14 protein-coding genes are annotated in these 16381 nt (G+C 42.3%); 7 read left to right on the top strand and 7 right to left on the bottom strand.

Annotated features, from left to right (window positions below; genetic code table 11):
• Positions 1–60: 60 nt before the first annotated feature.
• Together ANSO36C_RS22915 and ANSO36C_RS22910 are read right to left on the bottom strand one after the other, a co-directional pair.
• A complete protein-coding gene (locus tag ANSO36C_RS22915) occupies positions 61–930 on the bottom strand; it encodes a DUF5895 domain-containing protein (protein WP_251956376.1) in 870 nt (289 codons plus the stop codon).
• Positions 931–1413: 483 nt separating this feature from the next.
• Positions 1414–2097, bottom strand: coding sequence for a haloacid dehalogenase type II (locus ANSO36C_RS22910; protein WP_251956375.1), 684 nt, complete (start codon positions 2095–2097; stop codon positions 1414–1416).
• Between the two features lie 119 nt (positions 2098–2216).
• Here ANSO36C_RS22910 and ANSO36C_RS22905 point away from each other — a divergent pair, with 119 nt between their 5' ends.
• The 6 genes from ANSO36C_RS22905 to ANSO36C_RS22890 all read left to right on the top strand — a co-directional run bounded on the left by ANSO36C_RS22905 (position 2217) and on the right by ANSO36C_RS22890 (position 6969).
• Entirely contained in the window at positions 2217–3980 is a 1764-nt protein-coding gene (locus ANSO36C_RS22905; protein WP_251956374.1) for a ScyA-related TPP-binding enzyme, read from the top strand.
• A gap of 26 nt (positions 3981–4006) precedes the next feature.
• Positions 4007–5155 (top strand): 3-oxoacyl-ACP synthase III family protein, encoded by a 1149-nt coding sequence (locus ANSO36C_RS22900; protein WP_251956373.1) that lies wholly within the window; start codon positions 4007–4009, stop codon positions 5153–5155.
• A 41-nt stretch (positions 5156–5196) separates the two neighbouring features.
• Positions 5197–5499 carry an SGNH/GDSL hydrolase family protein gene (locus tag ANSO36C_RS34390; protein WP_323374483.1) on the top strand — a complete coding sequence of 101 codons (303 nt, stop codon included), beginning with the start codon at positions 5197–5199 and terminating at the stop codon, positions 5497–5499.
• A gap of 64 nt (positions 5500–5563) precedes the next feature.
• Positions 5564–5848: an SGNH/GDSL hydrolase family protein gene (locus tag ANSO36C_RS34385; protein WP_323374482.1), complete on the top strand. Its 285-nt coding sequence runs from the start codon at positions 5564–5566 to the stop codon at positions 5846–5848.
• Between the two features lie 146 nt (positions 5849–5994).
• Positions 5995–6255: a hypothetical protein gene (locus ANSO36C_RS34380; protein WP_323374480.1), complete on the top strand. Its 261-nt coding sequence runs from the start codon at positions 5995–5997 to the stop codon at positions 6253–6255.
• A gap of 30 nt (positions 6256–6285) precedes the next feature.
• Positions 6286–6969, top strand: coding sequence for a class I SAM-dependent methyltransferase (locus ANSO36C_RS22890; RefSeq protein ID WP_251956372.1), 684 nt, complete (start codon positions 6286–6288; stop codon positions 6967–6969).
• Between the two features lie 46 nt (positions 6970–7015).
• Here the strand turns inward: ANSO36C_RS22890 and ANSO36C_RS22885 are convergent, their stop codons facing one another.
• Complete coding sequence (locus ANSO36C_RS22885) at positions 7016–10591, bottom strand: WD40 domain-containing protein (RefSeq protein ID WP_251956371.1); 3576 nt, start codon at positions 10589–10591, stop codon at positions 7016–7018.
• A gap of 448 nt (positions 10592–11039) precedes the next feature.
• On the opposite strand from ANSO36C_RS22885, the gene ANSO36C_RS22880 reads away from it, so the two are divergent.
• Positions 11040–11219, top strand: coding sequence for a RepB family protein (locus tag ANSO36C_RS22880; protein ID WP_251956370.1), 180 nt, complete (start codon positions 11040–11042; stop codon positions 11217–11219).
• 409 nt (positions 11220–11628) lie between these two features.
• Here the strand turns inward: ANSO36C_RS22880 and ANSO36C_RS22875 are convergent, their stop codons facing one another.
• The 4 genes from ANSO36C_RS22875 to glgB all read right to left on the bottom strand — a co-directional run bounded on the left by ANSO36C_RS22875 (position 11629) and on the right by glgB (position 16376).
• Positions 11629–11775 carry a ribbon-helix-helix protein, CopG family gene (locus ANSO36C_RS22875; RefSeq protein WP_094348756.1) on the bottom strand — a complete coding sequence of 49 codons (147 nt, stop codon included), beginning with the start codon at positions 11773–11775 and terminating at the stop codon, positions 11629–11631.
• 136 nt (positions 11776–11911) lie between these two features.
• A complete protein-coding gene (locus ANSO36C_RS22870) occupies positions 11912–13084 on the bottom strand; it encodes an RNA-guided endonuclease InsQ/TnpB family protein (protein WP_251956369.1) in 1173 nt (390 codons plus the stop codon).
• Between the two features lie 53 nt (positions 13085–13137).
• Positions 13138–13674, bottom strand: a complete 537-nt coding sequence (locus tag ANSO36C_RS22865; protein WP_251960418.1) for an HNH endonuclease — start codon at positions 13672–13674, stop codon at positions 13138–13140.
• Between the two features lie 410 nt (positions 13675–14084).
• Positions 14085–16376, bottom strand: coding sequence for a 1,4-alpha-glucan branching enzyme (gene glgB, locus ANSO36C_RS22860; protein WP_251956367.1), 2292 nt, complete (start codon positions 16374–16376; stop codon positions 14085–14087).
• Between the last annotated feature and the right edge of the window lie 5 nt (positions 16377–16381).

Genomic DNA, 16381 nt, shown 5'->3' with positions numbered 1-16381 from the left:
ATTAAATTTCAATCTAAAATCCAAAATCTAAAATCTAAAATTTTTAGTACCCAATCCCAACTAATACGGTGGATAAGCAAAATCATCTTCATCAGCATAAACGTAAGAGTTGGAAACTCCTGCCATTGCCAATTTAGGCGTTTCTGATTTTACAGGTTCCTTGCCAAAATCTTTGTATTCTTCAAAAGTCTTGCAAATCATTGCAGACTCAAGAGAATCGGAAGCAATTAAATATTGCGTTAAAGTCCCTACTGTGGGATGTTTATAGTCTACGGTTGAAGCTACCAGAACTGTATTTGGTTCAATCCCTCTTTCTTCACACTCAATAATCGGGCAAAAAATCCCGTGAGCGTGGAACAATGGCCCTTTTGGTGTCAAAGGTTGCTTGCGGTAAATAGCATAAGTTTTTTCTAGTTCAGCGACAAATCCACTAGCTACTTTGCCTTGTTGATATTCGCAGTAGGTTTTGCTGAAACTCGCTCCGGCAGCACCATTAAGTGTTAGTTGTAGTGGTGATTCATGTAAAAACTTTTGATTTTCACCCACTATAAAAATTAGATAGCGAGTAAAGGTTTTAAATTTAAGTTTGTCGGCTAAAAAAGCATCATAATTCTCTTTGAGCGTACCAAGTTTAAGACCACTTTCCCGGTCTTTAACAGACAATGGCCCCCGACGCACTATAACCAAGCGTGGAGTAGGGGTAATAAAGACTGTTTCGACTCCAGAGGTAAATTCATGCTCCACTTGCTGCCAATTATCATCCGGCACAAAGCCGACGGCATTAGCATTATCTAGCTTAATTGCCAAACCGTGTGATTGTATCCCATCTGTGCCATACCGAGGATTAATCATCTGACACCAGGGTATGACTTGAGAAGGCGGTGCATTGAATTTCTCGTCTTCAAAGTCGAAATTAGCAGATGCTTTCATCGTTTTAGGCTATCAAAGTGTTTTATTGAACAAGTTTATCGGCAGAAGGGCAAGTGTGCCGTCAAACTGGCGTAGTAGTTTTTCCAGATTAAGGCAGAATCAATGTATGTTGCAATCCCTATTTCATTTGTAACAACAAATCCTCATCGAAACAGTGTTGGACACTCAGCACTTATTGCCCAGTATTATCAAACAGAATTCAGGAGTCAGGAGCCAGAATTCAGAATGAATTCTGCGCGACTGGCGGATAGCGCAGCGTATACCCTTCGGGATGCTTCGCTTAGAGCGAGTACTCGATAGCGTAGCGTTAGCGAGTATTTTCGAGTCGCGTCTGAATAAATGGGTTTAAGACCCCCACCAAATTGAAAATTTGGTGGTCTACAATGAGTCAATGAGTGGCGGGTCTGAATCCCCCACTCATTGATTCTGACTCCTGTTAGCGGTAGCGGGGCGTTTAGCCCATTCTGGCTTCTGAATTCTTCTTCAATTCGGTGAACTCAAAACAGCCAGAGTTTTCAAATCAGGCACTTCTAAATCAGGCTGACTTACTGCTGATTCTCCTTTGTGATTTCCTCGACGGTTTACCCAGACTGTTGATAGTCCCAAAGACTTGGCTGTAGCAATATCGTGATACACACTAGCAGCAACGTGTAGTATCTGCTCTAGCGGCAAATCAATTCTCTCAATAGCCAGTCTAAAGTTGTTTAAAGAGGGTTTGTAGCTTTTTGCCTGTTCTGCTGTGATTATCTGGTCAAATTCTACCTGCAAGTGCTTTGCCGAGAAAGCAAAGAGATCGTCATCTACATTTGAGATAATTACCAGCTTAAACTTTTGCTTTAAAGCTCTCAGTGCCTTAACTGTATCGGGGAAAGGCAACCAATTTTGAATGGAATCAGCCAGTAAATTTAGTTCGTCACCAGTTGGCTCAAAGTCAAATCGTTCACCAAATTTCTGGACTACTCCCTTCAAAACTTCCCGATATTTGATATAATCTCCTTTTTCCAACTCTGCTTCAAATTCAGCAAAAAGTTCTAGAATTTGATTGTCATCCAAATTAGTGTTGTGTGCCAGCAAAAGTGGCTTTAGCACTCCTAAGATACCATTCTCCCAATCAATCAGGGTTCCATAACAATCGAAAGTTAAAGCCTTATATTGATTGAAGTTCATCACTTTTTTGTAGGCGTTATCCAAAAAAATTGATATTACATTGATATTACGATATTACTAGGTTTAGTGTGTGGGATAATATTACTCCCCAGGGGCAATTATTCCTAAGTATAGTTTCTATGGATATTCAATTTCAGGATACACAAGCCAATACCACTGAACCATTAAACTCAACTAAACAGCTATTTGATAGCAAGTTATCCGTAACTTTTTCGGTAGCAGAGGCAGTGGTAAAAATCCTGAAAGATATGGGAGTGCAATATGCCTTCGGTGTTTCGGGAGGCGCGATCGCGCCAGTGTGGGCTGCATTACATCAAAGTCCCATCCAGGTGCTGCATTTTCGGCATGAAGCCGGAGCAGCTTTTGCAGCCATTGAGGCGCATTTTGCTAGCGATCGCCCAGTTGTGATATTCACTACCACAGGGCCAGGGATCACTAACGCTTTAACAGGGCTATTAGCTGCCCGTTGGGAGGGTGCTAAGGTGATTCTGGTGTCAGCTTCAACATCAGCACCACAAAGGGGACGTTGGGCTTGCCAAGAAACTAGCACTTACACTATGCCTAGCACAGGTATTTTTACTTCCGGGCAAATATTCCATTATGCAACTACTCTCGAATCCAGTGATGAACTCACAGAGGTTTCTCGAAGGCTTGTTCTTGGGCTAGAACAACCAGGAGGGTTCGTAGCTCATATAAGTATTCCCACAAATATCCAGACAAGTTCACTAAAAACTTTGTTGCCACGAGTCACTCTGTCTCAGAGTCTGGCAACAGCAACTGAAGAAACAATCGCAGAATGTGTCCGGTTACTGTCTGAGGGGCCCTTTGTCATCTGGGTCGGTTTCGGGGCACGGGGTGCTGCAAAAGAAATTCGTCAGCTTGCCGAGAGAACAGGGGCTGCGGTGATGTGTTCACCACGGGCTAAAGGTATTTTTCCTGAAGATCATCCTCAGTTTATCGGTGTCACCGGCTTCGGTGGGCATGAGTCAGTTTTTAGGTATATGCAGGACTACCGACCCTTACGCACTTTAGTTCTGGGAACACGCTTAGGCGAACGCACATCATTCCTGCTCCCCATAATGGTACCCTTGCGAGGCTTTTTACACGTTGACATCGACCCAGAAGTTCCAGGAACTGCATATCCATCTGCTGAAACTTTTGCCATCCCGTCTGACATCAAAGTGTTTGTAAAGGGTCTGTTGAAACACTTTTCGCAGCATTCTGTTGAGTTGACAAAACCGATGCTACTTAGACCTGAACACAGTATAATCAATCCACGTACACACGGGAAAGTTCGTCCCGTAGTGCTTATGGATGCTATTCAAAGACTAATTGTTGAGGGAAGTGATGTATTGGTGATGACCGAGGCCAGCAGTTCCTCTGCTTGGGGAAATTATATGCTGCGGTTTGCCAAGCCACATCGTTACCGAAACTGTAGCGGTTTCGCGTCTATGGGGCATATTACTACTGGCGTTGTCGGTGCGGCACTAGCTCGTGGTGGTAAAGCGATCGCCATTGTTGGTGACGGTGCCATGCTGATGAATAATGAGATCAGCACAGCTGTGAAGTACCAAATTCCAGTTGTCTGGATAGTACTTAATGACGGACACTACAATATGTGCGATCGGGGGATGGCAATGTTGGGCTTCCAAGGTGTAGATGCAGAAATTCCACAGACCAACTTTGTCAATATTGCTTGCGGGATGGGAGCCGATGGTATCCGTGTCGAGAGAGAGACTGACATCGAGGCTGCTCTAGAAAAAGCAATGGTGGCGATCGCTCCGTTCGTGATTGATGTGGTCATTGACTCTACTCAGCCTGCGCCAATTGAAAGTCGTATTTGGAATTTAATTACCCAGAACAGTACAAATTATTACTGTTAACTTACCGAGAATATAAAAAGTTATTTATGGCACAACACGCAGTAGGTATTCGCTCACTGGCGGTGAGTTTACCCAGCATTAGACATAACAACGATTACTACAGAGAAAAATACCCCGAATTGGTTGCTCAAGCAGAGCAAAAAAGTTTAGGAAAATGGTTCTCTCTAGATGGCTCCATCCCTAGAAATGAGTTTGACTTAGAGATGGTGCCCTATTTATCAGATCCCTTTCGGGGGACTGTCCAACGATGGGTACTCAGTACAAAAGAGTCACCACTGATGCTACAGTGCCGCGCAGTAAAAGATACCCTTGCGGCTGCAAAGCTTTCTTTGGAAGATGTCGATCTGATGCTTGTTGCCTCGGTCTGGCCTGAACAAATCGGATTTGGTGATGCTGCCTTTCTGGCGCGTGAACTAGGTTTCCAGGGTGCGGCTTGGAATATTGATGCAAGCTGTGGTAGCACTCTAATCGCGTTGCAGACTGCTTATGCTTTGGTTTCGGCAGAACAGTATCACAAGGTACTAGTAGTTATTTCATGTTCTTACTCTCACTTTGTCCCCGAACATGATACCGCCTCATGGTTTCTTAGCGATGGTGCTGGAGCTTTTGTGGTAAGTAAACTTGAATCAAATCAGGGTATTCTTGGTATTAAGACTGTTCATGCTGGTGCGCTGTGCGATCTAATTTACCCTGCAATCGTCAAAGATATACACGGCAACTTGCAGGTTCGTATGCAGGTCAGCAAGGATGCAAACAGATTAACTCGCGAAACGGCTGTAGAGTTTCTCCGCACTTGTTGTGAAGGCGCTATTAATGCAGCAGGTGTGACCCTTGAGCAAATAGACTTTTTTATTTTCAACACACCTACGGCTTGGTTCGCACGCTTTTGTACTAGCGTACTGGGTATTAATCCAGAACGTACAATCGACCTCTATTCACAATATGCAAACATTGGGCCAGTACTGACTGTAGTTAATATGTACCATGCTGTACAGTTAGGAAAAATTGGCGAAAACGACTTAGTTCTTGTTTATGGATTTGGTGCAGCAGGTGCTGCCTCTGCAAGTGTGATGCGTTGGGGCAAAGTAGCGCTAGGTTCTGCTCCTATCCATAAAATAGAATCTGACTTAGCGGTGACAAGTTCTAGAGACAGAAGCAAAGCTTTTTCTTTTTAAGGGTGTTTACTAAAATTTAAAGTTTACCTAAGTAGTTGGCTGTGAAGAAACAAATTCTTGCAATGGGAATTTTTATTTTATCTCTCATCGTTCCGCTCAAGGTTTCAGCGCAGAATAATGATGAGATTTATGTGTTTGGTGATAGCCTCTCTGATATAGGCAATGTATTCAATGCCACAGGCGGAATCATTCCTCCAAGTCCAACTTACTTTAACGGGCGTTTTTCCAATGGGCCAATTTGGGTAGAATATCTCGCCTCCGATTTAGGATTAAAGTTGAATCTAAACACTAACTTTGCCTATGGTGGTGCAACCACAGGGTCTAAGAATATCGCGTATTGCTAGTTTACCAGGATTGCAGCAATACAGATTAATAGCTTTACATTAACAAATTCTTCTGCAAAACCTAATGCCCTCTACGTTGTACTGGGCTGGTACGAATGATTATTTGAGATTACTTTTTGATGCTATTCCTAATCCTACCCAAACAGTCAACAATTTATCAATGGCAGTGACATCACTTGCTGCTGTTGGTGCTAAAAACTTTGTAGTAGTTAACTTACCAGATTTAGGAAAGTTTCCAGTTACAGGCGGCAATAATCAATATTCTAGCTTACTAAGTACTTATACTAATGTACACAACTCCAGTTTGACTGCAAATCTCAGCTTTTTTGAGCCAGCAACTCAGCCCTGATATCAATATTATTCCTCTTGATGTTAATTCTTTATTCAATAGAATCATCGCGGCTCCAGGAGAATTCGGTTTTACAAATGTTACCGAATCTTGTGTTGGAAATTTATCGGTAGTGCCTATTAATGTTCCCAAGGAGCCAGTTGTTTGTGAAACCAGATAAGTTTTTATTTTGGGATCAAGTCCATCCTACAACCTCGGCTCACAAACTAATTGGAGAATTAGCTTTCTCAGCCGTGAAGCCAATACTTGTATCCGAACCTTCTCCTGTATTAGGAATGTTAGCGCTTGGTGTTTTAGGTGCAGTTGGGTACGCGGTTGAAAGATACAAAGATGAGCGTCAAGTTAGGGTAAAAATTCTACTTCTGCCTGTTTTAGAAGTTCTCGATAGCCAAAGTTCAGAGTCCTAAATTAATAATGTAACTCTTAGGATAAAAGTTATGGGGATTAAGTTTGAGAAAATCCTTATATGGGGGCGTTCTGCTGAAGAATACACTAAAATGTTTGGTTTAACTCTTGAAGATAACAAACTGAAAATTATTGATTGTGCAGGTGGGCCTGCAAGCTTTAATGTTGAGATGACCCGTAGAGGAGGCAACGTTGTTTCTTGCGATCCCATTTATAAATTCAGTAAAACTGAGATTGCTCAACGCATCCAAGAAGCTAATCGTGAAGTCATGAATGCGGTGCAAGGAAATCCAGATAATTTTGTTTGGCAGGATATTCAATCGCCAAACCAATTACTAAACATTAGAAGATCCGCAATGCAGGAGTTCATTGAAGACCTTTCTTTAGGAATTCAGGAGAAACGTTATGTTATGGGTGAACTGCCTACTTTACCATTTGCTGATCGGCAATTTGATTTAGCCTTATGCTCTCATTTTTTATTCATTTATTCTGAACACCTATCTGAAGAGTTCCATCTCGCTTCTATTGTAGAAATGTGTCGCGTTGCTATAGAGACACGCATTTTTCCATTGCTAGACACATCTGGGAAGGTATCTCCATTTTTGCTCCCAGCTGTCAACCAACTGCTCAAGCAAGGATATAAAGTAGAAATTAGACAAGCATCCTATGAATTTCAGAAGAGTGGAGACAAGTTCTTGAGTATATCCAAAAGCTAAGTCTTGAAAAAATGATTTAGTTTTTTCTATAATCATCCAAATTTTTTCAGCTTGTAACTGTAGGATTGTCTTCTCCATAAATAACTGCCCCTAAAGCTTTCAGAGAGGCTTTTTGAGCTTCAGTTATACCTGTAATGCCAGTGGTGTTCATGCCTTGATAGGGCCTATCATTCCTCAAAATTTTTAGACACTCTCCAGTCTCCACATCCCATATTCTAATCGTATCGTCTTGGCTACTACTAGCCAGGGTTTGATCATGGGGACTGAAGGCAAGTGACCAAACCCACTTGGTATGCCCTGAAAAAGTTTTGAGGCATTGTCCAGTTCTGACATCCCATAACTTCACCATTTGGTCGCCACTCCCACTCGCTAGAAGGCATCCATCCGCACTAAAGCTGACTGAGTAGACAGAACTGGTATGACCTTGTAGAGTTTTAAGGTGTTTACCTGTTCTCGCATCCCATAACTTCACCGTTTGATCGCTACTGCCACTCGCTAGAAGTTGCCCATCAGCACTAAAACTGACTGACCACAGCCAATCAGTATGTCCTTGTAGAGATTGAAGGCATCGACCAGTGTTGACATCCCACAACTTTACTGTTTGGTCATGACAACCGCTAGCTAGGATCTGACCGTCCGGGCTGAAGGCGATAGACCAGACCCGATGGCTTTGTCTATTCAAGGTATTAATGCATTTACCTGTACTGGTATCCCATAACTTTATTGTGCGATCGTCGCTGCTACTAGCCAAAATCAGACCATTTGGACTGAAGGTAACAGCTAATATACGGTTACTGTGCCCATTTAAGGTTGTGAAACATTGACCAGTGTTGACATCCCACAATTTTACCATTTGGTCTTCACTACCACTAGCTAAAATGCGACCATCTGGGCTAAGAGAAACTGATGTAACCCGATTATTGTGTCCCCGCAAGGTTTGAATGCAAGTACCAATGCTAGCATCCCAAAGCCTTACAATTTTGTTAGACCCACTACTAGCCAACACATAACCGTTTGGGCTGAAGGCGACAGACCAAACTCCATCACAATAACCCTGAAAAATCCTGATACAACGGCCAGTACTGACATCCCACAGCATAACTTTTTGGTCATCACCGCCACTGGCCAGAATATAGCTATCTTTGTCGAAACTTAATGCAACTGTCCATATTCTGCTGCTGTGTCCTCTCAAAGTTTTAATACATTTACCTGTGGCAACATCCCAGACTTTCACCGTTTGATCATCACTACCGCTAGCAATAATATGTCCATCCAAACTGAAGGTAACAGAATGTACTGAGTCAGTATGACCTTGTAGCGTTAAATAGCATTGTCCTGTATCAACATTCCATAGCTTTACTGTGTGATCATGACTAGCGCTAGCCAAAATGTGACCATCTGCACTGTAGGTAACGGAATGTACTCTATTGGTATGTCCTTTCAATATTTTAATACATTGACCAGTGTTGATATCCCATAGATTGAGGGTGTGATTGTCGTTTCCAGTTACCACTGTGTCACCATCGGGGCTGAAAGCGATTGACCATACACTATAATCATCTACCGATAAAGTCTTAAAACACAGACCAGTATCGATATCCCAAAACTTCACAGTTTTATCCTCACTGCTACTCGCCAATATGTGACCATTGGTACTGAAGGCGATAGATTGGATACCACTACTATGCCCTTGCAAATTTGCAACACACTGACCAGTGCTAACATTCCATAACCTCACTGTTTGATCGTCACTGCCGCTAGCAATAATATCTCCATTAGGACTGAAGGCAACTGATCGAACCCAAGCAGCGTGACCCCTGTAAGTGAGCATCTGTTGTCCATCTGCAACCTGGTACAGGCGAATCTCATTATTAGTATCGCCCGTAGCTAGAAGTTTGCCATTGGGGCTAAAGGCTACCGAAAAAATACCACCGAGGGTTTCAGCAAAAACACACTTAGCTAGATCAGCATGAGCAAAATTTGTATTGTGCAAATTTATACTACTCATATCTGCTTGCCAAACAGTCAGATAAGAAAAATCATAGCCAGTTAAATCTGTTTCTAAATAACAAAGCAGATTCAGAATATTGCCAGCCGTATACCCTGGTTCTAACGGCGATGTTTCTCGGAGTTTTACTAAAAGTTGAGTTAATTTATTTTCAATATTTCTTTTACTTCTTAAAACGTTAAGCAATCCATCTATAACTGGTTTGATTATGAGACGAAGTTGAGTATCTTTAACATAGTCTTTACCCGTCGCCTTCATCAGGGCATGACATCTAAATAAATCAATATTCTGAGTGACAATCTCTTCACAAACCTTTTCTATCAAGCTACTAGTCATATACTCCATCACTACAGGCTGGAGCGTAAAGGACGATCTAGTTTTTTCAATGAGCGTAGGCGTAGCCTTCTCGATTAGCGATCGCCTTCCTAAAGATTCGACAGCCTCTAGTAATTTAGCTTGAGGTATTGATGATATAATATCATCTCTCAATTCTGAGAGTGTAATCGGCTCACGATTAATCGCTAGCCAATACATTATTTCCTTTTCTATATCTGACAAGCGCTCAAACTGCTGCTCTAAAATATCGCGAATATCTCCAAAAACAGACGTATTTTGTTGCAAAAACTCAGTCACATTACCATCAAAGATATCTTGAACGGTTGTGGCAACTATCTTTAAGGCTAATGGATTGCCTGCATAACGTTCAATCATTACTTTCCATTCATCCTCTGCCGCTGATAGCCCCTTGAGTTTTAAGATTTGTTGCCCTTCTGCAAGCTTTAAACCATTCAGTAGTAAAGAGCGAACAGGCAGTGCTTGTCCTTCTAGCAATGCCACTTCTCTAGGTTTTTCCCGACTAGTCAGCAGTAAGCAGCTTTGGTGAGTTGTTTCTCCTACCCGTCTTAAAAGCTCACCATATTCTTCATATCCTTCTCGATAAATTCCGGCGCGGCTAGCACTGCGGAGAATTGACTCTACATTATCAAGGATTATTAAACAGCGATGATTTTCTAAATAATAGAGTAGCCGCGACACCCTCTCACTAAAGCTTTCTGGTAAGTTCCCTTCTGTTTCGTGTTCGTCAGATAAAAATTGGATTAGATTACCGAGAATAATTTTAGCAGGGGGGGCTTCTCGTAGCGATCGCCAAATCACATACTCAAAGTTACCCTGAATTTGTTGAGCAAATTTTACAGACAGCGCCGTTTTACCAATACCTCCTATTCCCAATAGCGCTACCAATTGGCAATGTTCATTAAGAATCCATTCTTCTAGGATATTAAGTTCTTCTGTACGTCCATAAAAAATTGAGTTAAAGATAGCTTCTCCCCAATATAGACGGGTATTTGAGCTTGAGTAGTCGCTTTTTTCTATTTTTAAGTTAAAAGCTAAGAAAAGCTTTTCAATAGTCTGTTTATCAACTCCTCCTTCCCGATTCATTACTTTCGAGATAGTAGCGGAATATAAGCCAGAGAGTGCGCTCATTTCTTCAAGAGTGTATCTATTTCCAAAATTTTCCTTTGCTTCTGACTGATGCTTTGCTTCTTTAATTTTTTGTAAACCCTTGTTAGTAAGTGCAACGCCACGCTTGCGTCTCCAATTCTGTAAAGTCATGTATTAACTCACTGTTCGTGTAATCATCTTGAATTAAAAAAATTATCTCCTAGGTTGCTATAGACATGAGGTGATAGTTATAACAAACGAACAATCTTATGTTGCAGAAAATTTAAAACAGGTATATTACCAAAATATTCACTAATGAAAACCACTTTTGGCAATCCACTTGTCTCGACAATTCAAAACCGCCTGCTCAACAGGCAATCTGGTCTGTAAGGCATTGTTGACATCATCTCTTCAGCTCTTCAGCCGAAAGCTTCTTGAACTTGAGTAGTGGTAGATTCATTACGTATGGCGTTAGTTATTTAACACCTTGAGCTTTCAGTAATAAACTTGGCGCGTAAAGCTTAAGTTCAATCTTAAAATCTTGATTTTCACTGGTAAAGACAGTTAAGAATTGGCAATCTTGATAAAGAAAGCTTGTATATATCTACCCTATCAATCAATGAATAAAACTGCCGCACTTAAATTTCCCCGTTTGGCAACCTCCAGTAAAAAAAAGGCGCTTAAGCGAATTACCTTAAACTTGACATCGGATGAAGCCCAGAACCTTGAAAAGTATTGTGAACAGACTGGCATACCAGCAACGGATGTGATTCGGGAACTCATTCAAGCCTTGCCTTGACCTAGCTTCTCACGCCTAGCCTGAAAAGCCGTAGTCCAGATAAGTCATGGTTAAACTAGAGGAGAGGCTACTTTAATACTGTTGTTTTTTGCGAAAATACTAAAAAAGCAGGGTTCGAAATTATTATTTCATCAAAGTGACAACAAATTAAACATAGTCACCAACCAGAGAAATATTCTCTTGCTGCTAATTGTGCAACTCAATAATAACTCTCATGTCATCTTGTTTTCGGCGGGCTGCGCTCTCTTTCGGCGTGCTACGCCCGCCGAAAAGTAAATTTTTACGTCTTTCTCAATCTTTACAAAAAATTAACACTCGTTAACTTAACACCTCCAATTTCACCAAATTTTAATGCTTATATCTTGAGAATGAACCAAGATAAATGATTTTCAAGTCTACTTTTATTTTGTTATTTTGTCAGTGGCAAAGCTCGAATCAGTTCTCGAATTACATCCGTTGCTGGTCTGCCTGTCTGTTCACAATACTTTTCAAGGTTCTTGGCTTCATTTGATGCCAAGTTTATAGTTATTCGTTTGACCGCCCATTTTTTGTTCATGCTCAAACAGATAAATCGTGTAATTATAGCTTCAAACCCTGATTTTACCTTCCCAACTCGAAAGTAACCTAAACTTGGGAGATGCTGAAATACCCTTTTAATAAGACATATTGTAAATAAATATTGCAACTATGCATTACTGATTTACTAACTTGTTCATAATTGACACTCTCAGCCCCTTTAGGGTCTGAGATTCTACAGACAGAGTAAACTTAGGTAGTGTCCAAAGCCTAACTCTCGTTGCGGTCGTCAAACACCGCCTACCCAGTAAGCCTAAGTCTAAGCTTAGATTGCTGGCTACTTTTCGCATTATATTCGCGCTACCGTTCAAGTCCGCGTTCACAATTGAACCATTCGCGCTCCTATACAGCCCTCTTTTAACTCGCTTTCCAGATGCTTTCCACCCTTCTGGCTTTTGACCATAAACAGGTAGGGAGTCTCCATCTAAAAAGCTCGACTTGCTCGTGTAGGATTCCTCTGTTTCAATAAATCTAATGCTGTGCAAATCACACAGTTGTTCCAATCGTTTTTTTAGCTTACCCAAAGGCATTTGAACAAACTTTTGATTATTAACTCTACCCATGTTGGCAGAGTATTTAAAGCCTTCGTTCCACCCAATTACTAGAGTGCCAATGCCATGTCTAAGGCAGTGGTTAATAATTAATTTTGCTGCTTTGTTGATACCATCCCGCATTTGGTGATTGCGTTTACGGGTTACACGGTCTAACCAGTTGTCCCAATAGGCTTCTGGCTTGTTCTCTTTACGTGTTGATACCTTTTTATTCCATAGTTGATTCATCGCTTTCATTGCACGAGCATCAATCAACAAGGAATTACCCAATGTATCAACACAAGCAGCTAAATTGTCAGCAGTTCCAAGGTCTATAGACAACGCCTGATTGATGTCTAGTTCGTGTTTTTGCAAGGCTTGTTCATAGGACATTTCCAGGTAAAAAGCACCATTCTTGGGTAGAATCGTAAACTCTTTTACCTTTGAGTAGTCAATGTTTGATGGCATTGGGAGAAAAAACTCAGACACTCCAAACCATCTTCTAACTGTTAGCCCTAAAGAAAATCTAATCTGCCCATTAACAATCAGTGGTCTTTGACCTCCTGAATTGGGGTAAGCAACTTTGAACAACTTTGACCCTTTTAGGTAGCTAGGCGGTTTTGGTTTGAAAGGTAATTCACCTTTTAAGTATAAGTTTCTCAATTCTTTGAAAGACTTAAATGCCTCGGTGGTTAAAACTACCCGTGCCGCTTCCCTAGTAAACTCAACGAGGTTGTCACCAACCCCGTTGGTCTTCAAAACCGTGCTTAATAGTTTCCCATTACACGGCTCCTCAATGATTCGGCACATTGTCATGTGTACTTCACAACTGAACCATCCTCAGTTGTCTTTTCATCGTGGCAGTGTCTGTGTAATATCTGGAGATTTTTATATTCGTCTTTGCCTCCCAAACTTTTGGGGGTTATGTGGTCAATCTCAAGTACATCTTCCTCTCGGAAGTACATTCCGCAGTGGGTACATTTCCCTTTTTGTGACTTTAGGAGCGTTGCCATTCTTAAGGTCGTTTCGGGATGTTTTCCCATTCTTGAACTCCAGTAAATTAGGTTTCCATCGTAGGGACTGGAATCGCCTTTAACTTTCACATGACGGATAATCTTTGTTTCCGTGTGTGACCGTAACCGCATCGGGTTTTTACCCTTCTGCCTGGTTGCGAATACCCAATTATCACCGCCTATAGTTTGCCAATATTTCTTTGACACCCATCCCCCGGACTTCTGGGGGTGGCGGTGTTGCGCCCAAGCCTTTAGCTTTGGATACATGAGATTATCTAAGTCAGAAAAGATAACCTTACTTACAACTGTTGAGTAGTAGTTAGACCATCCTGTTATTACCGAATTTAATCGGTTGATAAGAGGCAGGGGGAACCAGCTTAGGCTGCCAGTTGTTCCTCCTTTTCATCCCGCTTTACGGATTGATGGCTAGTCGCTACCGTAGGGATGATGCTGTTACCGTTGCACCTATGGAGAGGGACTTTTCATAGGAATAACCATGAGGGTGATTCAGTTATCATCTGAGAGAGATTAAAGTGCGGACTCCACCCATTAAGGGTTATCTCTCAAATGTCACTCATCCCTGAACATTTCTATTCATTTCGAGTGAACGAATCGCACCTCAGGTCTGAAGACGCTGAGTTTCCCGCATCCCGCGAACTCCTATGAAGAAGGGGAAGGGGAAAAGGTAAAAACCTCGCCCGCAATTGGCGCGACCTGTTCATCCCTTTAACCTTTTCCCCTCTTGTTTATCCCATCATCTCAGCAGTCTTCTTCTTATCCAACTTGAGAATCAACACACCCAAAGGTGGCAAACACAAATCCAAAGAATAAGGACGACTGTGCGAAGACCAATCATCTGTCCACTTACCGCCTAAGTTGCCCATATTGCTGCCGCCATACTGACGCGCATCACTATTGAACAACTCCGTATAAAATCCCTTTTGTGGTACACCGATGCGGTAATGAGAATGGGGTTGCGGTGTAAAATTGCAAACGACGATCGCAAAATCATCAGAATCCTTGTCGCGACGAATGAAGGAAACTACACTATGGCGGTTATCGCTACAATCAATCCACTCAAACCCCGGTTCAGCAAAATCCTGGGTATACAAAACTGGCTCAGAACGGTAGAGATGGTTCAATTCCCGGAAAAATGTTTTTAACTGTTGGTGGCCTTCATGCTGCAATAAATGCCACTCCAGATCAGCCCAAGCATTCCACTCACTCCACTGCCCAAACTCCATGCTCATAAACATGGTTTTCTTGCCTGGGTGAGCAAACATATAGCTAAATAAACAACGGATATTAGCTAACTTCTGCCATGTATCCCCCGGCATTTTGCCGATGATATTGCTCTTACCATGCACCACTTCATCGTGGGAGAGAGCCAGCATGAAGTTCTCGGTGTGGTTGTACCACATACTAAAGGTGATGTTGTTTTGATGGAACTGGCGGAACCAAGGATCCATGCTGAAGTAATCCAGCATATCGTGCATCCAGCCCATATCCCACTTCAAGTTAAAGCCCAATCCGCCTGTATAGGTAGGCCAAGATACCATTGGCCAAGAAGTGGATTCTTCAGCAATTGAAAGAATACCGGGGAAATAGCTAAAGATAATGTGATTTACCTGACGGAGAAAATCTGCTGCTTCTAGGTTTTCTCTACCGCCGTACTTATTGGGCAGCCATTCTCCTGGTTTGCGGCAATAGTCGTTATAGAGCATCGAGGCAACAGCATCGACACGAATTCCATCAATGTGGTACTTGTCAAACCAAAAGAGGGCATTGGCTGCGAGGAAGTTACTAACTTCATGGCGACCATAGTTGAACACCAAAGTACCCCATTCTTTATGTTCGCCTTTACGGGGGTCAGCATGTTCGTACAGGTGGCTACCATCAAAGAAAGCTAAACCATGTCCATCTTTGGGGAAGTGACCAGGAACCCAATCTACAATTACCCCTATATCATTTTGGTGACATTTGTCAACAAAATACATGAAATCTTCGGGAGTGCCAAAACGGGAGGTGGGGGCATAGTACCCAGTTACTTGATAACCCCAAGAGCCATCAAAGGGATGCTCTGCAATGGGCAGCATTTCTATATGCGTGTATCCTAATTCTTTGATGTATGGAATTAGTCGGTCAGCTAGTTCGCGGTAGGTAAGGAAGCGTGCGCCCGGTTTCAATTCAGAAACGATAACTACCGGTTCAGTTTCACCATTTGGTAGTTTAGCTGGTTCGGCACTTGAAGCGTGTAACCAAGAGCCTAAATGCACTTCATAGACAGAGACGGGCTGGGTGAGGGGGTCAGTGTGACGCCGCTTTTCCATCCAGCTTTCATCATCCCAACTGTAAGAATCTAAATCAGTGACAATGGATGCGGTTTTCGGGCGGGGTTCTTGCTGAAATCCGTAGGGATCGGATTTTTCATAAATGTGTCCTTCAAAATTTTTGATTTCATATTTGTAATGCTCTCCCACACCGATTTCAGGAATAAACAATTCCCAAACTCCAGTGGGGCCTTTACGCATCTGGTGTTTGCGCCCATCCCAGAGGTTGAAGTCTCCTAGCAATGAAACATTACGGGCGTTGGGTGCCCAAACTGCAAAATAAACGCCTTTAACGCCGCCTATTACCGTGGGGTGCGCTCCCAATTTTTCGTATATCCGATGATGGTTGCCTTCACTAAACAAATGCAAATCAAAGTCTGTCAAGTTGGGAGAACGGAAAGCGTAAGGGTCATAAGTGACACGCTCATGTTCCCCTTCTTTAATCCGTAACTGGTAGTTTGCCAGTTCTGGAGTGTCAATCGTGCATTCAAAAAAGTGAGGATGATGCACTGTTTGCATGGGGTATTCCTTGCGTTGTTCAGGAAGAACCACCCATGCTGCACTTGCATTTGGTAAGTAGGCCCGCACAGCCCAGACAGTTTTACCGTCTTGTTCTATGGGATGAGAACCTAATATTTCAAAGGGATCGTTATGCTGATTCCAAACGATGCTGTTAACCTGTTCAGGGGCGATCGTGGTCATGGACATGAAGC

This window comes from Nostoc cf. commune SO-36 (assembly GCF_023734775.1).
Classification (GTDB): Bacteria; Cyanobacteriota; Cyanobacteriia; order Cyanobacteriales; family Nostocaceae; genus Nostoc; species Nostoc commune_A.
This window is presented reverse-complemented; position numbering and strand designations above follow the sequence as displayed.